The 19823-nt window shown below is 35.0% G+C and carries 23 protein-coding genes and 3 pseudogenes; 12 read left to right on the top strand and 14 right to left on the bottom strand.

What is annotated here, in order from left to right:
• Positions 1–3 precede the first annotated feature (3 nt).
• The 4 genes and pseudogenes from AC5P2S_RS17110 (at position 4) to AC5P2S_RS17095 (ending at position 1732) form a co-directional block, all read left to right on the top strand.
• Positions 4–423, top strand: a complete 420-nt coding sequence (locus tag AC5P2S_RS17110) for a hypothetical protein (protein ID WP_494555734.1) — start codon at positions 4–6, stop codon at positions 421–423.
• Positions 419–602: pseudogene (locus AC5P2S_RS17105) on the top strand (RHS repeat-associated core domain-containing protein); the annotation flags it as partial. The gene AC5P2S_RS17110 and the pseudogene AC5P2S_RS17105, both read left to right, overlap by 5 nt.
• Positions 603–684: 82 nt before the next feature.
• Positions 685–1284, top strand: a complete 600-nt coding sequence (locus tag AC5P2S_RS17100) for a hypothetical protein (protein WP_494555733.1) — start codon at positions 685–687, stop codon at positions 1282–1284.
• Entirely contained in the window at positions 1274–1732 is a 459-nt protein-coding gene (locus tag AC5P2S_RS17095) for a hypothetical protein (RefSeq protein WP_494555732.1), read from the top strand. Before AC5P2S_RS17100 ends, AC5P2S_RS17095 begins: the two co-directional genes overlap by 11 nt.
• A 51-nt stretch (positions 1733–1783) precedes the next feature.
• Here the strand turns inward: AC5P2S_RS17095 and AC5P2S_RS17090 are convergent, their stop codons facing one another.
• Positions 1784–1990, bottom strand: coding sequence for a hypothetical protein (locus AC5P2S_RS17090; RefSeq protein ID WP_494555731.1), 207 nt, complete (start codon positions 1988–1990; stop codon positions 1784–1786).
• A 10-nt stretch (positions 1991–2000) separates the two neighbouring features.
• Here AC5P2S_RS17090 and AC5P2S_RS17085 point away from each other — a divergent pair, with 10 nt between their 5' ends.
• The 6 genes and pseudogenes from AC5P2S_RS17085 to AC5P2S_RS17060 form a co-directional block, all read left to right on the top strand.
• Positions 2001–2135, top strand: a complete 135-nt coding sequence (locus AC5P2S_RS17085) for a hypothetical protein (RefSeq protein ID WP_494555730.1) — start codon at positions 2001–2003, stop codon at positions 2133–2135.
• A gap of 62 nt (positions 2136–2197) precedes the next feature.
• The gene (locus tag AC5P2S_RS17080) at positions 2198–2374 is read left to right on the top strand and encodes a hypothetical protein (RefSeq protein WP_494555729.1); all 177 of its coding nucleotides are present in this window, start codon (positions 2198–2200) and stop codon (positions 2372–2374) included.
• A gap of 18 nt (positions 2375–2392) precedes the next feature.
• The gene (locus tag AC5P2S_RS17075; protein WP_494555728.1) at positions 2393–3052 is read left to right on the top strand and encodes a hypothetical protein; all 660 of its coding nucleotides are present in this window, start codon (positions 2393–2395) and stop codon (positions 3050–3052) included.
• A gap of 24 nt (positions 3053–3076) precedes the next feature.
• A pseudogene (locus AC5P2S_RS17070) lies at positions 3077–3256 on the top strand (RHS repeat domain-containing protein); the annotation flags it as partial.
• A gap of 739 nt (positions 3257–3995) precedes the next feature.
• Positions 3996–4508 carry a hypothetical protein gene (locus tag AC5P2S_RS17065; RefSeq protein WP_494555727.1) on the top strand — a complete coding sequence of 171 codons (513 nt, stop codon included), beginning with the start codon at positions 3996–3998 and terminating at the stop codon, positions 4506–4508.
• 546 nt (positions 4509–5054) lie between these two features.
• A pseudogene (locus AC5P2S_RS17060) lies at positions 5055–5295 on the top strand (IS1 family transposase); the annotation flags it as partial.
• On the opposite strand, the gene AC5P2S_RS17055 reads toward AC5P2S_RS17060, so the two are convergent.
• From AC5P2S_RS17055 to AC5P2S_RS17035, 5 genes are all read right to left on the bottom strand, one after another.
• Complete coding sequence (locus AC5P2S_RS17055; RefSeq protein ID WP_494555726.1) at positions 5292–5843, bottom strand: serine acetyltransferase; 552 nt, start codon at positions 5841–5843, stop codon at positions 5292–5294. The pseudogene AC5P2S_RS17060 and the gene AC5P2S_RS17055 sit on opposite strands and share 4 nt — an antisense overlap.
• 59 nt (positions 5844–5902) lie before the next feature.
• Positions 5903–7048, bottom strand: a complete 1146-nt coding sequence (locus AC5P2S_RS17050; RefSeq protein WP_494555725.1) for a glycosyltransferase — start codon at positions 7046–7048, stop codon at positions 5903–5905.
• 9 nt (positions 7049–7057) lie between these two features.
• Positions 7058–8008 carry a 3-oxoacyl-ACP synthase III family protein gene (locus AC5P2S_RS17045; RefSeq protein ID WP_494555724.1) on the bottom strand — a complete coding sequence of 317 codons (951 nt, stop codon included), beginning with the start codon at positions 8006–8008 and terminating at the stop codon, positions 7058–7060.
• Positions 8009–8107: 99 nt separating this feature from the next.
• Positions 8108–8668 (bottom strand): acyltransferase, encoded by a 561-nt coding sequence (locus AC5P2S_RS17040; protein WP_283415960.1) that lies wholly within the window; start codon positions 8666–8668, stop codon positions 8108–8110.
• Between the two features lie 3 nt (positions 8669–8671).
• Positions 8672–9829 (bottom strand): glycosyltransferase, encoded by a 1158-nt coding sequence (locus AC5P2S_RS17035; RefSeq protein WP_494555723.1) that lies wholly within the window; start codon positions 9827–9829, stop codon positions 8672–8674.
• 89 nt (positions 9830–9918) lie between these two features.
• On the opposite strand from AC5P2S_RS17035, the gene AC5P2S_RS17030 reads away from it, so the two are divergent.
• Entirely contained in the window at positions 9919–10695 is a 777-nt protein-coding gene (locus AC5P2S_RS17030; protein ID WP_494555722.1) for a class I SAM-dependent methyltransferase, read from the top strand.
• Between the two features lie 33 nt (positions 10696–10728).
• Here AC5P2S_RS17030 and AC5P2S_RS17025 read toward each other — a convergent pair whose 3' ends face one another.
• From AC5P2S_RS17025 to AC5P2S_RS17015, 3 genes are read right to left on the bottom strand one after another with little or no spacing between them, the layout of a single operon-like run.
• Positions 10729–11748 (bottom strand): glycosyltransferase family 2 protein, encoded by a 1020-nt coding sequence (locus tag AC5P2S_RS17025; protein ID WP_494555721.1) that lies wholly within the window; start codon positions 11746–11748, stop codon positions 10729–10731.
• 8 nt (positions 11749–11756) lie between these two features.
• Positions 11757–12743 carry a glycosyltransferase family 2 protein gene (locus AC5P2S_RS17020; protein ID WP_494555720.1) on the bottom strand — a complete coding sequence of 329 codons (987 nt, stop codon included), beginning with the start codon at positions 12741–12743 and terminating at the stop codon, positions 11757–11759.
• An 8-nt stretch (positions 12744–12751) separates the two neighbouring features.
• Positions 12752–13279 carry an acyltransferase gene (locus AC5P2S_RS17015; RefSeq protein WP_494555719.1) on the bottom strand — a complete coding sequence of 176 codons (528 nt, stop codon included), beginning with the start codon at positions 13277–13279 and terminating at the stop codon, positions 12752–12754.
• A gap of 85 nt (positions 13280–13364) precedes the next feature.
• On the opposite strand from AC5P2S_RS17015, the gene AC5P2S_RS17010 reads away from it, so the two are divergent.
• Positions 13365–14360 (top strand): glycosyltransferase family 2 protein, encoded by a 996-nt coding sequence (locus AC5P2S_RS17010; RefSeq protein ID WP_494555718.1) that lies wholly within the window; start codon positions 13365–13367, stop codon positions 14358–14360.
• Here the strand turns inward: AC5P2S_RS17010 and AC5P2S_RS17005 are convergent, their stop codons facing one another.
• The 5 genes from AC5P2S_RS17005 to AC5P2S_RS16985 are packed head-to-tail and all read right to left on the bottom strand — an operon-like array spanning position 14361 to position 19821.
• Positions 14361–15647 (bottom strand): nucleotide sugar dehydrogenase, encoded by a 1287-nt coding sequence (locus AC5P2S_RS17005; RefSeq protein WP_494555717.1) that lies wholly within the window; start codon positions 15645–15647, stop codon positions 14361–14363.
• A 4-nt stretch (positions 15648–15651) separates the two neighbouring features.
• Positions 15652–16647 carry an SDR family oxidoreductase gene (locus AC5P2S_RS17000; protein ID WP_494555716.1) on the bottom strand — a complete coding sequence of 332 codons (996 nt, stop codon included), beginning with the start codon at positions 16645–16647 and terminating at the stop codon, positions 15652–15654.
• The gene (locus tag AC5P2S_RS16995; RefSeq protein WP_283415968.1) at positions 16648–17328 is read right to left on the bottom strand and encodes an NAD-dependent epimerase/dehydratase family protein; all 681 of its coding nucleotides are present in this window, start codon (positions 17326–17328) and stop codon (positions 16648–16650) included. It lies immediately after the preceding gene.
• Complete coding sequence (locus AC5P2S_RS16990) at positions 17315–18370, bottom strand: hypothetical protein (RefSeq protein WP_494555715.1); 1056 nt, start codon at positions 18368–18370, stop codon at positions 17315–17317. The genes AC5P2S_RS16995 and AC5P2S_RS16990 overlap by 14 nt, the downstream gene beginning before the upstream one ends.
• A 5-nt stretch (positions 18371–18375) precedes the next feature.
• A complete protein-coding gene (locus AC5P2S_RS16985) occupies positions 18376–19821 on the bottom strand; it encodes an MBOAT family O-acyltransferase (protein ID WP_494555714.1) in 1446 nt (481 codons plus the stop codon).
• Positions 19822–19823: the final 2 nt, after the last annotated feature.

Genomic DNA, 19823 nt, shown 5'->3' with positions numbered 1-19823 from the left:
ATTATGAAAAATAGAATATTTTTAATATTATCGTTACTTATATGTGGGGCTTTTTTCTCAATACAAATAAGTTATTCAGGTAATTCTTATGATACAATTTTTAAATTGGTCTTTGCTTTCCTTCAGAATAAATCAATATTAGCAGATTTTAGTATTAAAAATCCATTAATACATATTGTCGTTTTTTTACTCATAAATATTTATTTAATAATATTTAGTTTAAAAAATAAATATTATTTAATCATCATTTCAACAGTTTTATTATTTACAATATGGGTAGATATCTTAATTTACTTTGGTGCTTTATTCTCAAAAGGTCAGTTTTTTTATAGTTCTATTCCTTTTTTGATATTTCTTATAATAAATATTTGGCTGGCAATTTTCTTTATAAACAAAAACAAATCCGATGGCGATCCCCTATAACTACAAGTACAATGGTAAGGAACTCCAGGAGACGGGGATGTATGATTATGGCGCAAGGATGTATATGGCGGATATTGGAAGATGGGGCGTTGTTGACCCGTTGGCAGAAAAGATGAGAAGATTCTCCCCATACACTTACGCTTATAACAACCCGATTAGATTTATTGACCCAGACGGTATGTTTGCTGTTCCTCCTATTGATTATGTGAATGAAAATGGAAAAAAATTGGTACAGACGGAACAGATGTTGAAGGTACTTTAATGATTACAAATAAACAGGACCAAGCAGCGATAAAATCAGCTGAGAAAAAAGGAGAACATATTTCTACAGATAAATTAAGTGAATTGAATGTCGATATGGTTGTTCCTCCGGATGGTACATTAAAAGAATCTTTGAGCGTTTTAGCTAGAGGCGATGCAAATGGTGGATTTAAAGAAGAAAGTTCCTCAATTTCGGGAGACAATGTAATATCAAGAGGGGAAACAGGACCATTGCCTACAGTTGATGTAAATGGAGTTGGTACGGCTCCTGCTTCAATACCAACTAATGCAAACACGCATACAACAATCCACCTTCATCCTGCAGGTATTTTTGAAGCAAATGGATTGGCTTATCCTTTTAATGCTTTGACTCCTACTCCTGGAGTAGATGATAAAACCTTTGCAGGTAAGGGGACAAATATTATTGTAGGCAGATTAGAAGTTGCAAACTCAACAAATGTTACTAAAAATGCTAATGGTACATATAATGATTACAGACCAGTAGGTGCAGCAATTTACAGAGGAAGTAATATATCTAAACCATCAATGATTTTAACTAAGCAGGTAATACAAAACATAATTAACAGAAATGGAAAATAAAATCTTAAAAAAATATTCTTTTTTATTGTGTTTGTTTTTTTCAAGCTATTTTTTATCCCAAACAAAGAAAATTAATTTTTTAATTATGGTTGATGAAAAACCCTGTTTGATAGTAAAAGATATGCGCCTTGATTCTCCTTCTATGGGTTCGATTGAAGGGAATTACATTGTTGGAACTGTTGATTTGCGTGATGATAATTATGATAAACTTACTAATGACAATTCATTAAATTTTGATATTAGTTTTGAAACATTTTCGTCTAAGTCTCCACTTGCACAGAAATATACGTTTTCTTTACCCAGAGAGTTTTTAATGCAAAAATATATTATTGTCAATATATTCAATAAAGATAGTAAGATTTATAAAAAGAGATATTCAGGGAGAAATAAGAGCAACAAAGAATATTATGTGGTAATTACAGGTCCTGATTTTTCAAAATTTGATTAACAATAAATATTATAATAATAAACCCCGCCGCAATGCGGTGGGGTTTGTGTTTTATAGTGCAGCTACATTTTTATTAAAGAAGTCTTTAAATTTTTTGGTAGTAAGCATTTTATCAATGATTTTAAAGACCGTTGTTTTATCTTCATCATCGAGTTGCTGTATCAGTTCCATTTGTTCCAAAGTAGATTTATCTTCAATTACAATCTCTTTAGGTTTTACGTTTTCATCATAATTAATAATCTGGTCAGTAAAAATCATTACCCACAGTATGGGAGGAGCTTATGGTAAAGGATATGTAAAAGCCCTTAAAGAATATATATCTACTTTACCTAAAGAACAGCAGAAACAAATTAAAATTACCCTAGTTGCAGATTTTTTGATCCTTTCCAAGCAGGAAGTTTAAAAGTTGATCCAAATATCAAAACTCAACAATTTATACACGAAGGCAATGGAAATATCAAAGGAATGGGGTGGCTTGCTAACGAACAAGAGCAAGGAATTAGTGATAAAGACACTTATACAAATACAGGATCAAGTACAGATCATTCAGTTCTTACTTTTCTCAATGACATTAGCAAATTACAAGAAGGCACTTACCGTTGGAATGGATCCTCTTGGGCTTGTACAAACTGTAACCATTAATAATCTAAATACTGAAAAATGAAGAAAATATTTTTTATTATGTCTCTTCTAATTGTTGGATTATCATTTCTTTATTTGCGACATATTTATGGATGGTATGAGTTAAAACTTTATAAAAAAACACCTAAGGAATATGTAAATGACACTGTTGTAAATAAGAAAAAATACTCTTTAGATAGTGCAATTATTGCTTTACAAATTCAAGGTTTTGTAAAAAATAATCAAGAGTCATTTTATTCCAAAGAATATGATGACTCCACTCAAATAATAGTAGATACTATTCTTTATAGTCCAGATTATAAAAAAATTGTAACTTTTATTATTGCTAAGAATTCAACCAAGAAGCAACTAATGCCAGACAAGAATTATAAATGGTATTATGATGCAACTTGCTATTTTGGAACAAAAGAAGATGACTCTTTTTTATTAAGTTGGATTGGTCCAAACTATACTAATTCTTATGATATTGAAAGTCTATCAGGAAAAATAAGAAGTTACTATTTTAAACGAAGTTCTTCAAGTATGGATAATGGTGATAAATATAATATTGATGATATTAGATTTTGGAGTGATAATGAGAAATGGGAAAAAATAAAATATAATAAGAAGATGCAAAAGGACTTTGAGGAAGAGAAAAAAAATCATCCAGAAAATGTCTACGACCCCAATGATAAATAGAATGCCTTTGTAGTATATAAGAACTACAAGTACAACGGAAAGGAACTGCAAGAATCCGGAATGTATGATTATGGTGCTAGGATGTATATGGCGGATATAGGAAGATGGGGTGTGATTGATCCGTTGGCGGAACTTTATTATTCTTACTCGTCATATCAATATGCCGCTAATAATCCAATGAAATTTATAGACCCAACAGGTATGTGGATTAGTATTAGTGATGGTACAAATAAATATAGATATGATAATGGAAAGTTATATACTCAAAATGAAAAGACAAAAAAATGGGATGTTGAAGCATCTGTAACAAGTGGCAGTTATGCGGGAGAGATATTGTCTTCTCTAACTTCTATCACAGGAGGAGATAAAAATTCTTTTGGAAGTAAATTTTTAGGACTATTTGCAAATGATGATGTAAACACAACTATAAAATCCAGCAAAGGAAGTAAATTTGATGGAAAAAATGGTACAAGTACAGATGGTTCGGTGGTTTTAACTGCATTTGATCAAGAGGTAAAACCATATACATCAATGTTTGGAGAGAAGTCAAGCCAAACAAGCAGTCCTTTCTATGCTACGCTATTTCACGAATTAGGGCATTCTTGGTTTGACCAAGTCTCCTCAAGGTCAGAACTGGGAGCTTCTTGGGTTGATGCAGATGATAAGAATAATTTGCCTAACAACATTCCGCAATCTGAAATAGCTGCTTCCTATATTGAAAATTTATTACGTTCCGAGCAAGGAATGCCTATTAGAACGAGTTATAGCCCAGATGCGAATACTGCTTCGACATTAGTTAATGTGAATAGTATTAAATGGAGTCCTACTACTAGTGGAAACAGTCCAGCTAATTTGAAGATAAATACAAATACTAGAATATTTACTATGCCAAACAGTGTGCAGAATATTTATAATAAAATAATGAACAGTAAAAAATAATGTTATGGGAAAAAAAATATATTTATTATTAGTAATGATAATATTATTTAGCTGTAATCCTTTATACAAAAAATATAAAAGACTAAATGACAATGTTCCAAAGGGAAAATTCTATACTAAGCAGCTTGAAATCATAAAACCTATTCTTTCCAAAGAAAAGGAAGATGTCATTTTAATAATTTCTTGGGAAAAGAACATATTAGTAAAGAATGGGAATGTTTATTATAATGCATTAATATATTATCCATCAACAGGGGAAAAGAAATTATTTAGAACTACTGAAAAGAATCCACGAACAATAGTGGAGTCTAATAATACATCTGATGTACATTTTAGAGAACTTGTATATATTTTGGACAACTATCTTGATGGTAAAGAGGAATACTTATTATCATTAAATGACTCTTTTAGTAGTTCAGAGTTAAGTACGCCTTATTATGTTTATGATTTTAATAAAAACAAAAAAATTAAAATAAATTCTTTCTTTTTTGATAAAAGTGGTAAAATTATACAATAGACAGCTTACAAGAATTACAAGTTTCAGGAACAAGAGCTGCAGGAAACTGGTTTTGGCAGTGTTCCAAACAAATTGGTAAATAGAAAACAGTATTGATATTCAATACTGTTTTTTGAGGAAGTGTGATAGAAAAATAGATTTTGAAATAGTATTGCAGATAGCCAGAGCAAAAGAAAGTATAAAATAAGCTGTTTGAAAATGCTGAGAACCATAACAGATGTTCCAGATGTGTTGGTGGATTTATAATTGATACGTGTTACAAATCTGCAACATCAAGGTGGTAAATAATAAATAGAGTATCGAGAAATCGATACTCTTTTATTATAGTATTCGAGCTTCCATTTAAGTCCTATCGATCGGCAGGTTTCACTCTTATCGGACGATAAGTTTTGCACTTATCGGGGCATAAGACTTACTCTTATCGAGGCATAAGTCTTGCTCTTATGGTGCGATAAGAGTATTTCTATCAAATGAGTCACGATTACGGAAATACTAAGTGCGTTTGCTACTATTACAAAGTCACAAAGGACTTTCTTTGTAAAAAAGCTTACTGCTGTGGTAAAAACATTGCTCAATTCCAAAGCAGAAATGATATTCACGGATAAGCTGAAGAATTATCAATATTTAATTCCACAAGAACTTCATAATACTAAAAGATATGGTACCAATGGAATCGAAAGAAAGAATCTCGGTCTCACATCTGAAGCGACTGGGCAGAAAAACCATTTGTTTTAGCAGAAGCATGATTATATTATCCGCTATTCTGAAAATCTATTTCTGGAGCTAAATTTTGTTATTAATATAACCCTCAGTGGCGTTCATTTTTGGTGTAATTACGACAGGATTTCCAACTACGACAGAGTTGTCGGGAACATCGGTATTGACATAAGCATTAGGCGCGATCAGCACATTATTGCCGATCGTGATCTTACCGACAATGACTGCGTTGGGGCCGATCCACACCTCATCCCCGATCACGGGAACGCCTTCGTTTTTTCCGCGATTAGCCTGGGCGATGGTAACGCCCTGTGCAATGTTGCAGTTTTTTCCAATCTTAGCTTTCGGATTGATGACCAAGTGTCCCCAATGGCCGAGGTAAAATCCTTCCCCAATTTGTGTCTCAGGATAGATCTGGAAACCATACCGGATCTGGTAATGGCGAAGCATCAGTTTATAAAACAAACCAATCACGGGCTTTTTATAATGTTTTTGAGTTTTTCTGAGCAGATAGATATAATGCAGATTGGGGCTGAAACATTTTTTCAGAATCTGAAACGATGATAGGTAGCGCCCGCTTTCCCTGTAAAAATCTTTTTGAATAATAGAATAACTCATGGTGTAAAAATAGGAATATTTTTAATTGAGATTCCTACGGGATAGCAAATTAGCTGCTATTACAAATTATCAATAATTTGCATTATCGAATTAACAGAATTTCCCAGACTGAACGGCTTCTCATAATGCCGTAATTGATCCTGATAACCATAGAAGCTTTCCGGCTTAGTAAGAGCCTGCTTCATACTATTATAAATACCATCCTCCGAGTTTTCCGTGACCAGGCCCAATTTTCCGTTTTCCAACATCTCGCTGACACCGGAAACATCGGTTGCGATGATGTTCTTTTTCAATGTTATCGCTTCAAACAAAACGGTAGGGAAACCTTCGTAACGGGAGCTCAGGATGTAAAAATCCGCTTTTTTGAAATAAGGATAAGGATTGTCTGTAAAACCAAGCATGGTTGCAGTTTCATCAATGTCTAATTCTGATTTCAGCTTTTTAACATTTTCAAAATCATAACCGTCGCCAACGATCAATACTTTGTGTGGTAAACCTTCGTTCAGCAATCTTTTATGAACTCTCAGTAGCCGGTCAAAACCTTTCTGAGGAAAAACGGTTCCAACGGAAATAAAAGTCGGGACTGATGAATCAAATTCATAATTAATGACCGGTTTTTCCGCTTTGGTAAGAATTTCTTCTGTGTCAAGAGGATTGTAGATCCTGACAATTTTATGTTTTTCGTCTTCGTTCCCGGCCAGTGATAAAAAGGTATCCTGAATTTTCTCAGAAATCACCATGACTTTATCATAATTGAAAAACCTCCGCATCTTCTCCGGTGTGTAGCCGCTTACCTGTGTAAGGTCATTATGGATCCACATCAGTTTTTTGGAAGATTTTAACGGACTGTTCAGAACCTCGTCCATAAAACCATGAATGGCCGCAAACTCGATATCGTACTGCTTGTTTTTAAGCTTTCTTTTGTAAAGAATTTTGGGATACTTCTTCAGCAGTTGCTGATAAACGACACGGTATATTTTTTTCGGCAGATCTTTGGGACGGTTGGTGGTGATCATCTCTCCACGGTTCAGGAACATGACGTTCACCCAATCCGGAACATCCGGGAGATATTTCCCCGAATGGAGATTCAGAAGAAGGTCAACCTCGTATTTATCTTCCGGAAGGTTTTTGAGAAAGGTTACCAGGACTTTTTCTGCGCCGCCATGACGCAGTGAACCAATTCTGATAAGGATCTTCTTTTTCAATAATCTGGATTAAAATTCTAAAATGCCCGCACCCCAGGAATAACCTACGCCAAAGCCAACGACCATGACCTTATTCCCTTTTTTAATTTTTCCTTTGTCCGATGCCAGCTTCAAAGCGATAGGGATACTTGCGGACACGGTATTGCCTATATCCTTCATCTCCATAAAAAACTTCTCATCCGGAATATTACAAAGATTTTTAAGATAATTGAGCATATAAGAACTGGCCTGGTGGAAAACGAATAAGTCGATATCATCCATTGTCAGCTTGTTCTTCTCTAATGTATCTTTGATCAAAGACGGGATATTCTCTACTGCAAATGTAAAAATTTTCGGACCTTTCATAAACAAAACCGGCTTTTCTGCTTTGTTCCTGGAAGCACCGTTTTCTACAATCAGGTTGTTGAAGCCGCTTCCGTCCGTTCCCACAACGAATTGAAAGTCCGGCCTGGTCTCATCTTTCTCCACAATCGTGACGGCAGCGCCGTCTCCGAAAATGGTTCTGTTGGATTTGTCTTCTTTGTCAAGAAATTTGGTATAAGTTTCCGAAGTAACCAGCAAGATATTCTTTGCTATTCCTGTGGCAATCAATCCTTTTGCCAGCGTCAATCCATAGACGAAACCGGAACAGCCCAGATTGAAATCCAATGCACCAATTGACTTTGAAAGACCTAATTTGTCCTGTAAGATACAGGCGGTTGTCGGTAAAAAATAATCAGGACTCTGAGTACAGAATAATATGAAATCAATTTTGCTTTTATCATAGTTTTTAAAAAGCTTTTCACAAGCTTTATAAGCCAAATCCAAAGCTGTTTCAGACTCATCTGCCACATGTCTCGATTCTACACCTATTTTTGCTTTGATTTTTTCGGCACTCCATTCCGGGAACTCTTTCGAAATATCTTCGTTCGTTAATATATTTTTGGGCAGATAGTATTCTACTGCTGCAACATTGATCATTATACTCTTTCCTAAAATTTTGGCAAAGATACTAATCTTAAAAACAATGTTAGGCTATGAATAGTATCATAAAAAGTTAAAAACCTATAAATTATGATGCTATTTAACAGGTTTGTAATGATGCGGCAGATTCTCTTTGATATAACGATCCAGTTCCGGACGGTTTTTCTCAAGCTCCCGGGGATATATAACATTGTTGTAAAGCGCCTTGTCTCCATATTCTTCTATCGTGCAGATCAATTTTGCAGGAGTTCCCGCGAACACCGTGTTATCCGGCATAGAAGAATTAAGAACGGAACCTGCTCCCAGGATACAATTGTTCCCCATCTGTGAGCCGGGAAGAAAAATACAGTTGTTCCCGACAAAGCAGTTACTTCCGATTTTTATTCTCCCAAAGTTTCGGGCATCGGCATATTTTTCCATGCTGCGGATCACATACATGGCACCATCATGATTGATGAATGTACACCCTGCCGTGATCTTGGTGCGATCGCCAATCTCTATCAGATAAGGCTCCGAGCCAAATGCAGGTGCTTCTATAAAAATAACATCTTTTCCAACTTTCATTCCTCTGGATTTACAAATCTCTATATAAGCTTTTTTGTAAATGCTTTTCCAGACCGAATGGATTTTCAGAATGATTCTGTAAACGATATTCATCAGTTATTTTTCTGCTAAATTAGTCAAGATATTTTCAATGGCATCAAAAATCTTCTGATTATCAAATTGATTTTCAGAATTTTTCAGATTTTTCTGCAGGTTCTCAATCAGGTGTTGATTAGTCATGAATTCCTTCATCGCCTGGTAGATCTCATTATGATCATAATTGATAAGGTAGCCATTTTCCTGATGTGTAATCATTTCCGGAATGCCACCAACAGCAGTTGAAATGATAGGCTTTTGAAGAATCAGTGTGTCAGCAATGATCAGTGGCCAGCCTTCCGATTCCGAGGGCATAATGAAAAAATCTGCATTTTTCACATAAGGATAGGGATTGAGCAAAGATCCCATTAAGACAAAAGAGTCTTCTACGCCCAATTCTTTTGCAAGATTTTCAAGGTTTTCTTTTTCTTCTCCATCTCCTATAATGATTATTTTATTTGGAAAGCCATCCTTTATTAACTGTGAATGGACTTCGACCAACTTGTGAAAGCCTTTTCTGGAATGCAATCTGCCGACTGAAACAAAAACCGGAACAGATGTTCCAAAGTCAGGGACAAATTCTTCAGCTTTTTGTTTGATCTCCTGGATTGGAATGGCATTAAGAATGACTTTGTTATCAGGTACATCAAGATCAGGATAAGTTGTTTCCAAAATGTCCTTGGTCTGCTGAGACCCAAATATAAAATAATCAAACTTTGGAATCTGATTCAGGATTTTCGGAACAAGCGGCTGTAATTTTGGAAAAGTAATGTCTGAATGAAACCAGCCAATTTTCTTTGATTTCTTATTAGCGCTTTCCAGAACCAGAGCAAAATCGGAATAAGTAGATGCTATCTCTATATCAAATTTCTCGTCCAGATAAATTTTATCGATCCAAGCGGGAAAAGTCTCAAAAAACTTAATTCTTAAACCTCTCAAGAATAACTGAATCTTCTGTATCAATGGATTCTCTGAGAAATCTTCTTTTCCTTTATTGATTTTTATATAATGAACATGAGACGGAACTTTGTCCCTAAGCTCTCCCTGATATAGATTGACCAGATAGGTAATGTCAAATTTGCTTTTGTCAAGATTTTCAAGAAGACTCAGAATTACTTTTTCTACGCCTCCCATTTCCATTGATCTGTGGCGGAAAAGGACTTTGATTTTTTGGTTCATTTGTATTTTTCAAAAAAAATTCTCAAAAAACAAATATAAGCATTGTTTGTGCAATTGTTTTGTATTTTTGCAATTCAAAACATATTTGTATGAGCAAAATCGCCGAAATTACATCTACTTTTTTTGCGTATCTGAAACGCCCGGATCTTTATCCAGAACTGAGAAGGAAAATCTGGAAGAATATATTCAACAGATCTTCTGCTTTGCGGGGTAAGGAAGATGCCGAAAAATGGTGTGCATCCCTGGCTATCTCTGAAAAGGATTTTATAGAAAATGTTCTGAAGACATCCTTTATTCCTTTCGAAAAATTGTTTCCTCAGGAGTTTGCAGATGCACTTCAAATCCAGGCAAAAGCACCGGTGAAATTGGGTGGAGCAGGCTCATTGAGCGTTATCTATTATATTAATGAATATACCAATGCTCAGAAAACAGTGGAAACAGGTGTTGCCTACGGCTGGTCTTCTTTTGCAGCTTTGGCGTCGTTGGTACATAGAAACGGAACACTTTACAGCTCGGATATGCCTTATCTTTTACAAAACCAAAGTGAGGATTTTGTAGGTTGTGTCATTCCACAAAAGTACAGGAATAACTGGGATCTCTACCGCTACGCAGACAAAGAATCTTTACCGAAAATTTTCGGTAAGGCTAATTCTTTTGATGTGGTTCATTATGACAGTGATAAATCTTATAACGGCAGGATCTGGGCATATAACTTATTGTTCAGTAAAGTAAGGAAAGGCGGCATTTTTATGAGCGATGACATTGGTGACAACGCGGCTTTCAAAGATTTCTGTGAGTCCGGCAGCCTGAAGCCTTACGTTGTAGAATTTGACGGTAAGTATGCCGGTCTTATTATAAAAGATTAAATAAAAAGCTCCGAAAATAATTTTCGGAGCTTTTTATTCGGTGTTGCAACCCATATTTTCGTACTGTTTGCGGAATTGGTTTGCCCATTTTTCAAATTCCGGAAAGTTGATTTTATCGGAGACAAACCGCCTGAAATAATCCAAGGAGAAATCTCTTGGAAAATTTTCCATAGCATCGAATTCGTTATTTAACCAGGCTTCATTGATTAGATGATTGAACCGGTTGACGTCGAAATCGAAACCATATTCGTGGTAAGAATTGGTCGCAGATGACTGGAATGTGGTTTTCATCGATTCCAGCTTTAGTTTGGAAATAAAGCTAGGGTTGCTTTTATTTTGCCGGTAATATAAGGATGCATTGATCAACTGTCTTTTTTCGTCTACTTTTCCGTCCATTCCTTCCCAGATTTCCAACCAATATTCTTTATTAAAAAATCCCATTAGTATTGAGTTGAGAGCCCAATATTTTCTTTGTGTAAGATTATCAACTCTTCCTAATTTGTAAAGAATTGTGAAAAATTTATATTGATTATAAAAAAAAGCCTGCATCAGTCTTTTTGAGAAAAAAAGAAGACCTTTGGGTTGTGCAGATTCGAGATCATCAGAAATTGAATCGATTATTAAATCATTTCTTTCAGATTCATTTCCTAGCCAGCCGAGTTTTATAAGATTGATATTAAATTTTTTTGCTTGCTGCGATAGATTGTCAACATTTACAGGTTGTGTAAACCAGACATCATCTTCCGTTACGATAATATATTCTGAGCCTTTTTTTACATTTTCGTACCAGAATTTGGTGGGAATTTCGAAGCCATTAACAGATTTTCCGGATCGCAGATTTTCTTCAATTGCTTTGATTTTTTTTGGATAATTGTCGGAAAGAAGAATCTTGACATCGGGATATTTTTCCCTGATCTTGTCGAGATAGGATTCTGGCGTTCCATCGTCCAGAATATTTATCCTAAAATCTCCGGACACAAATTTTTTGATAGAAGCAATGCATCTGTCCAGATAAAAAGGGCGGTTAAAAGATTTGATAAAAATATCTGTCATGAGTTTGGTTATATTGATTCCGAAGAGCTTAACTTGTTGATTAATTTAGAATATTTATAGAACATAGATTCACCATAAGTAAGAAGCAGAGCGTTTTTGATATAAAAAATATCAGAACCATATAAGTTTTTATATTTTGACATTAGCTTTTGGAAGCCTATGAAATCATAATATTTTTTTGAAACGTTAATTGCTTTTGCAAATAATTCTTTTGAAGGATTTTCATAGATGTTCAAAAAATTATTAGGGTCAAAATAATCATAAGAGTCCTTACCTTTTTTCAGTCGTTCTTCGTAAAAAACTTTCGATTGATTGATGAAAAGGTTTTTGATGACTTTATCCTGCTCTCTGGAAAGAGAGTTCTGCAGGATCCGGTATTCTAATAGACATTCGTCCAGATTTGCCATTTTCAAATTGTCTGTCATAATCCTGAAATAAAAATCGTAATCTTCACAATAGCGCATCTTTTCCCGATAAAAATCTTGATAGAATTCTTTCCTGAACATAATTACAGGATGATACAAAGAGATTTTTTTTGGCATTGTTTTCCTGATTTCCAAATCATTGATGGGTGCTTTCATCAATCCTAAATCATTTCCATTTTCATCGATTTTTCTCAAGGCTGCTCCTGTAATAAAAATATCCGGATTACTTTCTAGAAAATCATATTGGAGCTGGAAACGATCTTTTCTGGAGATGTCATCGTGGTCTATTCTTGCAATATATTTTCCTTTGGCTTCTTTGCAACCCGTATTGAGATTCCTGATGAAGCCGGCCGGACCAATGTTTTTTTCGTTTCGGAAAGCCCGGATTCTGGGATCTTGGTCTGCGAATTTTTTTATAATGTCAGGGGTATTATCCGTTGAAGCGTCATCAATAATAATAAATTCGAAATCGCGAAAAGTCTGTTCCAAAATAGCCTGAATACTCTGAGCTAAAAAATTACTGCCATTATAAACAGACATTACAACAGAAATCTTTGGTACCTGTTCCATAGAAATAATTATGAAAAAGTCTGATTTAGTTTGAGAACACTGCCGGCAGGAACATCTTTGTGAATGAGGCAGCCTGCGCCAATAATACAGTTGTCGCCGATCGTAACCCCCTTCAATACTGTAACATTACTTCCCAACCAACAATTTTTGCCAATTTTTATAGGGGAAGATTTGAATTTGCGGTGCTCGACGGTTTGTCCATTGTACTCGTGGTTGTGGTCATACAGCTTTACGCCTTCACCAAACAATGTGTTTTCCCCGATTTCTATTTTATCAATGGCATTAATAGAACAATAATTATTCATAAAAACATTCTCTTCCAGAACAACTATTGCGCCCTCTGCCAATACAAAATTACAGTAGTTCCTGAGATTAACACGTTTGTCAATCAATAAAGTAGCTGAGGGGTGAAGAGAAAAATTAGCATAGTTCCCGATTCTGAATGCATCACCAATCCTGGAATTTTTGTTTTTCCGAATGACATTGAGAGAATTCTCTTTCAGTATTTTAAAAATAATTTTAGAAAAAAAGTCCATTGTGTTTCTATTAATACAAAGATAGGTTAATGCCAGATTTTTATTTCTATTTTTGCCTAAATTTAATAAAATTAAAATACACCTGATGAGTCCTCTTGTTACAATCGTAATTCCCGTCTATAAAGTTGAACAATTCATTGAAAGATGTCTGCAATCGGTTGCTAATCAGACCTACACAAACATCGAATGTATCCTGGTCAATGATGTAACGCCGGATTCATCTATGGAAATTGCTGAGAGATTTATTCAGAAAAATCCTGAGTTTAATTTTATCGTTTTCAATCAGCCCACCAATCAGGGGTTGTCAATGGCGAGAAATGCAGGAATGGATCTGGCAAAAGGAAAGTATATCTATTTTCTTGATAGTGATGATGAGATCACGGACTATGCAATTGAACATCTTGTAAAACTTGCGGAGGAAACAGATGCGGAAATGGTTTTGGGGCAGAGTGTCTGCATCAATGAGGAAGAAAACTGGAGAAGAAATTATTTCCCGGTCAATTCCCCAAAAGATAGTCTTGAAGGCAACAAAGACATTGTGTGGAACTTTGTAAAAGGTCAATATCCTGTAATGGCTTGTGATAAACTGGTTAGAATGGATTTTCTTATGAAACATCAGCTGTATTTTGTGAAAGATCTTTTTTCTCAGGATGTTTTATGGAGTTTTCAAAGTATGCTAAAATTTGAAAAGATAGCTTTCCTTAGAGAAGATACTTATCTGTATTACTTTCATGGAGCATCTATCATTCATAATAGAGGAGAGAAACATTTTGGGAATTGGATTACGATTGCTTCTTATATGGACAAAGCTTATCGCGAAGAAAAAGATGCTTATAAGAAAAAACTGATCCTGGAATATCTTGTGGATTTTAAGGGAATGACGCTGGAAATGAACTGGAAAGCACAGAAAAATGAGCAGCTCTGGAAGAGGAGTTACAAAGCTTATAACCAAATGAAATCTTTGAGCCTTACGGATTATTTCTCTTCGGATTATTCCAAAAAACTAAAAAAGCAGGACTTATTTTACCGCCTGCCTTTATTTATTGGATATAGATTTTTCCGGTGGAGATTTGACCGTTGATCAAAGTCTTTTTACCACATCTTGTTTTTCTAATATTCCCTTCACATCATAGATAATTCCGTTTTCTGTAAGCAGATTTTTGATGTTAAGGCTTTGAAATTCTTTGTGAGAAACCGCTAAGACGATCGCTTCGTATTTTTTAAAAGGTGGTTTTGTTGAGGTTTCCAGACCGTATTCGTGTTTCACTTCTTCCGGGTTTGCCCAAGGATCATAAATCGAAACATTGATCCCATAATCTTCCAGGTTTTTCACAACATCTACAACCTTTGTATTCCTGACATCGGGGCAGTTTTCTTTGAAAGTAAATCCTAAAACCAGTACATCGGAACCATTCACTTTCATATCTTTTTTCAGCATTTGTTTTACGGTTTCGCTGGCAACATATTGCCCCATAGAATCGTTCATTCTTCTTCCAGCCAAAATAATCTCCGGATGATAACCAAATTCCTGAGCTTTCTGAGCCAGATAATAAGGATCTACGCCAATACAATGTCCACCCACTAAGCCCGGTTTGAACGGAAGGAAATTCCATTTTGTACCTGCGGCTGTTAAGACATCGTGTGTATCTATTCCCATCAGATTAAAAATCTTTGCTAACTCATTAACAAATGCAATGTTGATGTCTCTTTGAGAGTTTTCTATGACTTTTGCTGCTTCTGCAACTTTGATTGTTGGTGCCAAATGAGTTCCGGCTTCAATGACAGATTTGTAAAGATCATCAACTATTTTTCCGATCTCAGGAGTAGAACCTGCAGTCACCTTCAGTATTTTTTCAACGGTATGAAGCTTATCGCCGGGATTGATTCTTTCCGGGGAATAACCGGCAAAGAAATCTACATTGAATTTCAAACCCGAATTTTTTTCCAATACAGGAATACATTCTTCTTCCGTGACTCCGGGATAAACAGTTGACTCATAAATGACAATGTCTCCTTTTTTCAGAACTTTGGCAACCGTTTCACTCGCTTTGTAAAGCGGTGTGAGATCCGGGCGGTTGTTCTTGTCAACAGGTGTAGGAACGGTTACAATGTAAATATTAGAATCAGCAATATCCTCAAATTTGCTTGAGCAGAATAATCCTGTTTCTTCCAGATTTGGATTGTTTGGGACCAAAGCTGATTTTAATAAATCGTCATCAACTTCCAAAGTGTCATCCTTCCCGGAATTAAGATCAGCAATTCTTTTTTCATTAATATCGAAACCAACAACCGGATATTTTGTTGAGAATAATCTTGCTAATGGCAAACCGACATAACCAAGACCAATTATTGTAATTTTATGATTCATTGTTTTATTTAAGATTATTCCAATACCAAGTTACAGCTTCTTTCAAACCTTCTTTCATAGAGTGTTTCGGCTGGTATTCTAATAGATTTTTTGCTTTGTCAATACTTGCAAGAGAATGTGGAACATCGCCTTTTCTGTAATCACCGTAGATGACTTCCACATCTGCAATTTTAGGATCAAAATCGGAGAGATATTCTTTCAGATATTTTACAAGATCATTAAGGGTTGTTCTTTCTCCAAAAGCGGTATTGTAAACCTGATTTACCGATTCGGGATTTTCGGAAGTTAGAGCCAAAAGGTTCATCAGAATCACATTGTCGATATATGTAAAATCTCTTGAGTATTCTCCGCCTCCATTGATGACAGGAGATTCGTGATTCATCAATTGCATTACAAATTTTGGAATTACTGCGGCATAAGCACCGTTTGGATTTTGCTTTCTTCCAAATACATTGAAATATCTCAAACCAATGGTATCAAAATCATAAGTTCTTTTGAAAACATCAGCATATAACTCGTTGACATATTTTGTAATCGCGTATGGAGATAAAGGTTTTCCGATTTTATCCTCAATTTTTGGCAAACTTTCGGAGTCTCCGTAGGTGGAAGAACTCGCTGCGTAAACAAATCGTTTTACATTCGCTTCTCTGGCTGCAACAAGCATATTGAGAAATCCGCCGACATTAACGTCATTGCTTGTAATCGGATCATTGATAGATCTTGGAACAGAGCCTAATGCGGCTTCATGTAAAACGAAGTCCTGATTTTCACAAGCTTTTTTACAATCCTCCAAATTGCGGATATCGCCTTCAATTAATGTGAAATTCGGATTATTTTTGATGGCTTCCAGATTTTCTCTTAAACCTGTAGAAAAATTATCCAGACAAGTTACATTTGCCCCGAGATTTAATAATTCTTCACAAAGATTGGAACCGATAAAGCCAGCGCCACCGGTTACTAAAATATTTTTATTATTAAGTTTTTCTTTATAATTCATCATTTACGAATAGTATTTTTTTAATATCCTATTAAGATAAGAATCTTTATCTGTCAATCCGTTTTCCTGAAAATAATACTCTACATCAGGAACATTGATGTCATATCCGGATCCGCTTTTGATTAAGTTCAGGCTTAATTTTTTATCATAAAAGCGCTCGATGATCTCCAAAATTTCAATAATTGAATAGTTCTGAATATAAGCTACATTAACGATTTTATTTAATTCTGATTTTTCTAATAGTTGAAAAGTGATGTTTTTAATGTCTTCTGCATCAATCAGATTTCTGGTAGCTTTTGTATGCACATTGATGATCTCATTTTGATTAATAGATCTGATAAGATAATTCATTAGTAAGTTGGGGTTTCCACCATTTCCAACAGCATTGCTTACTCTCAGTATGAGATATTTTTCACATTGGTTTTTAATGATCTGCTCCATTTTCAGTTTATGCAAAACATAACTGCTTTCCGTTTTTGAGGAGTCATAAACGCTACAGGTAGAGAAATAAATAAAAATTTTATCAGGGTTTTCTGATAAGGTCTTGGTAACGAGATTTTCTTCCCGCATAAATTCCTCGGGACGGTTTTCTAATGAGTTGGAAACACCTGAAGCAAAGAAAACGGTGTCATCCCGATCATCTTCTACAAACAGTGAAGCTAAAAGTCCTCTACCTATTATCATTTTTTAATGTTTTAATAATTTCTTTTGAGATGAGTTCACAGGCCAATGCATTCCAATGAGAATCATCATATTGATACAACATTCTGTTATCCTTTTTTCTGAAATTGTTATAAAATTCAATTGTAGGATAATAACTGATATTATTCTGATTCAGAATTTTCCCGACTTTGAAAAGATAGTCGGGCTGCGTGTTTACAGGTATTTTATCAAAATAAACCGTTTCTTTATTTGGCATTGGCAAGTAAAGAAATTTGCTTCCAATGGAATCACAATATTTTTTATAGGATTCCAGAGATTTGATATTGATATGCATCCATTCATCAGAAGGCTCCAAATGTTTTGTGTCATAAAAAAACAACTTTTCGTCTACTTTTGATTGGGTTCCTGTTCCTCGCGATTTTGTAATTTTAGCTTTAGCAAAGTTATTAATATAACCTCTGAAAATCTTATCCAGAAAAACATTAGTGTCACCCAGCGCCCAAAGATTGTTGTATTCGTATTTTAATTGAGTCAGGAAAGAATTGTCAAAACGTTCAATCTTAGGAATTACTCCTCTCTCAACCCTTTCATAAATAATGTATTTTGGTTTTTGAATGATATTAAGCTTCAGCATTTTATCAAGTGTAGAAAAGTCTGTTGGCGCCATTCCATAGACAGAGTATTTATAATCAGAATTTTTCATTATCTGATTGGCTAAAATCTGGGACTGATTAAGTGTTGCTCCCATTGTATAAGAGTCACCAATGATAAGAATGTCGGGATTCTTAATGAATCTATCGTTTCTGAATCCTAACTCATCAGTGATATAGCTTTCGTCTTTTGGAATTTCATACTTAGTATTGAAACAAAGATCACCGACGCCGGTCATTTTTCCATTCTGGTTGGCATAGATCGGATAATTATGAGGAACAACAGTGCTTTTATAAAGAGGCGATTCATAGAACTTATGGGTAAAAGCATAAATAGGTAAAAACCCCTGAGAAATTTCAATAATCAGAAATGGTGATAAAAATAAAAGTGTTCTTAAAATAAACTTTTTCATCTCTTTTAAAATTGAAAGTAAATAAACTCCGCCTGCTCACCAGCAAATAATAAAACCAAAGTTGCTAACAGAAAATAAATAACCCACCTTGCAATAGTAGGCAATTTTGTAAAAGGTTTTCTCAATGGATGAAGTTCTTCTCTCATAAACCATTCGAAAATTAACATTATTACCACAAAAATCAAAACCTTCAGATCTCCATTCAGAAGTTTGTAAGGATATCCGATTCCGGTTCCTAAGGTTGAAAATAATCTTCCGATATAAGAGAACGCGTCTGTAACCGAAGCCGAACGGAAAAATATCCATGCAAAACAAGCCAAAGAAAAAGTAATAATCAACTGAATGATTTCTCGGAAATTCGGGAATAATCTTCCTTCCGCAACGATGTTTAAGTTATTTCTATTGGTTTTCAAAATGATGGAAGGCATAATGAAAAGTGCATTCAGAAATCCCCAAATTATAAATGTCCAGTTGGCACCGTGCCAAAAACCGCTGACAATGAATATGATGAATGTGTTCCTTATTCTCATCCAGTTTCCACCTTTGCTTCCTCCCAATGGAATATATAAATAGTCACGAAACCAGGACGAAAGCGAAATGTGCCATCTACGCCAGAATTCTGCAATATCTCTTGAAAAATAAGGGTAAGAAAAGTTTCTCAACAAATCAAATCCAAATAATCTCGCCGTTCCTAAAGCAATGTCGGAGTATCCTGAAAAATCACCATAAATCTGAAATGCAAACAAAACAGCTCCAAAAATCAAGGTCACACCGGTATAGTTATGGTAATCGTTGAAAATCATATTGGCATAGTAAGCGCAATTATCCGCAACTACCATTTTTTTGAATAGCCCCCAAAGAATCTGCCGCAATCCATCAACAGCATTGCTATAACTAAAGTTTCTCTCTCTCTTAATTTGAGGAAGAAGATGTGTGGCTCTTTCAATAGGACCAGCAACCAATAGCGGAAAAAAACTGACAAATAATGCGTAATCTATCCATGATTTTTCTGCCTTGATTCTTTCCTTATAAATATCAATGACATATGACAATCCGTGGAATGTGTAGAAGGAAATCCCGACAGGAAGAATAATTTTCAAAACCCAGGGATTGATTTGGAAGCCAAAACCGGCAAACAACTCAGCGAATGATTCAGCGAAGAAATTATAGTATTTGAAAAATCCTAAAAATCCAAGATTAACGCCGACGCTGAGCCAAAACCAGAATTTTTTAGAAGATTTTTTCTGAGATTTTTCAATTTTAAGACCTGTATAATAATCCAGAAATGTTGAAAATGCCAATAAAAACAAAAACCTCCAATCCCAGCAAGCGTAGAAATAATAACTTGCTATCATCAGAAGAATATTCTGCTTTCTTCTGGTCTTTGTCAACCAGTACAAAGCAAAAACTATTGGGAGAAAGATCGCAAAACTAAGAGAGTTGAACAGCATAG

It is taken from the genome of Epilithonimonas sp. 33E (assembly GCF_059372615.1).
The sequence above is the reverse complement of the archived record's forward strand: the minus strand, read 5'-3'. Positions and strand labels throughout refer to the sequence as shown.

Coding starts and splice junctions, on each gene's coding strand:
- AC5P2S_RS17110 (WP_494555734.1), top strand. CDS start 4: ATGAAAAATAGAATATTTTTAATATTATCGTTACTTATATGTGGGGCT.
- AC5P2S_RS17100 (WP_494555733.1), top strand. CDS start 685: ATGATTACAAATAAACAGGACCAAGCAGCGATAAAATCAGCTGAGAAA.
- AC5P2S_RS17095 (WP_494555732.1), top strand. CDS start 1,274: ATGGAAAATAAAATCTTAAAAAAATATTCTTTTTTATTGTGTTTGTTT.
- AC5P2S_RS17090 (WP_494555731.1), bottom strand. CDS start 1,990: ATGATTTTTACTGACCAGATTATTAATTATGATGAAAACGTAAAACCT.
- AC5P2S_RS17085 (WP_494555730.1), top strand. CDS start 2,001: ATGGGAGGAGCTTATGGTAAAGGATATGTAAAAGCCCTTAAAGAATAT.
- AC5P2S_RS17080 (WP_494555729.1), top strand. CDS start 2,198: ATGGGGTGGCTTGCTAACGAACAAGAGCAAGGAATTAGTGATAAAGAC.
- AC5P2S_RS17075 (WP_494555728.1), top strand. CDS start 2,393: ATGAAGAAAATATTTTTTATTATGTCTCTTCTAATTGTTGGATTATCA.
- AC5P2S_RS17065 (WP_494555727.1), top strand. CDS start 3,996: ATGGGAAAAAAAATATATTTATTATTAGTAATGATAATATTATTTAGC.
- AC5P2S_RS17055 (WP_494555726.1), bottom strand. CDS start 5,843: ATGAGTTATTCTATTATTCAAAAAGATTTTTACAGGGAAAGCGGGCGC.
- AC5P2S_RS17045 (WP_494555724.1), bottom strand. CDS start 8,008: ATGATCAATGTTGCAGCAGTAGAATACTATCTGCCCAAAAATATATTA.
- AC5P2S_RS17040 (WP_283415960.1), bottom strand. CDS start 8,668: ATGAATATCGTTTACAGAATCATTCTGAAAATCCATTCGGTCTGGAAA.
- AC5P2S_RS17035 (WP_494555723.1), bottom strand. CDS start 9,829: ATGAACCAAAAAATCAAAGTCCTTTTCCGCCACAGATCAATGGAAATG.
- AC5P2S_RS17030 (WP_494555722.1), top strand. CDS start 9,919: ATGAGCAAAATCGCCGAAATTACATCTACTTTTTTTGCGTATCTGAAA.
- AC5P2S_RS17025 (WP_494555721.1), bottom strand. CDS start 11,748: ATGACAGATATTTTTATCAAATCTTTTAACCGCCCTTTTTATCTGGAC.
- AC5P2S_RS17020 (WP_494555720.1), bottom strand. CDS start 12,743: ATGGAACAGGTACCAAAGATTTCTGTTGTAATGTCTGTTTATAATGGC.
- AC5P2S_RS17015 (WP_494555719.1), bottom strand. CDS start 13,279: ATGGACTTTTTTTCTAAAATTATTTTTAAAATACTGAAAGAGAATTCT.
- AC5P2S_RS17010 (WP_494555718.1), top strand. CDS start 13,365: ATGAGTCCTCTTGTTACAATCGTAATTCCCGTCTATAAAGTTGAACAA.
- AC5P2S_RS17005 (WP_494555717.1), bottom strand. CDS start 15,647: ATGAATCATAAAATTACAATAATTGGTCTTGGTTATGTCGGTTTGCCA.
- AC5P2S_RS17000 (WP_494555716.1), bottom strand. CDS start 16,647: ATGATGAATTATAAAGAAAAACTTAATAATAAAAATATTTTAGTAACC.
- AC5P2S_RS16995 (WP_283415968.1), bottom strand. CDS start 17,328: ATGATAATAGGTAGAGGACTTTTAGCTTCACTGTTTGTAGAAGATGAT.
- AC5P2S_RS16990 (WP_494555715.1), bottom strand. CDS start 18,370: ATGAAAAAGTTTATTTTAAGAACACTTTTATTTTTATCACCATTTCTG.
- AC5P2S_RS16985 (WP_494555714.1), bottom strand. CDS start 19,821: ATGCTGTTCAACTCTCTTAGTTTTGCGATCTTTCTCCCAATAGTTTTT.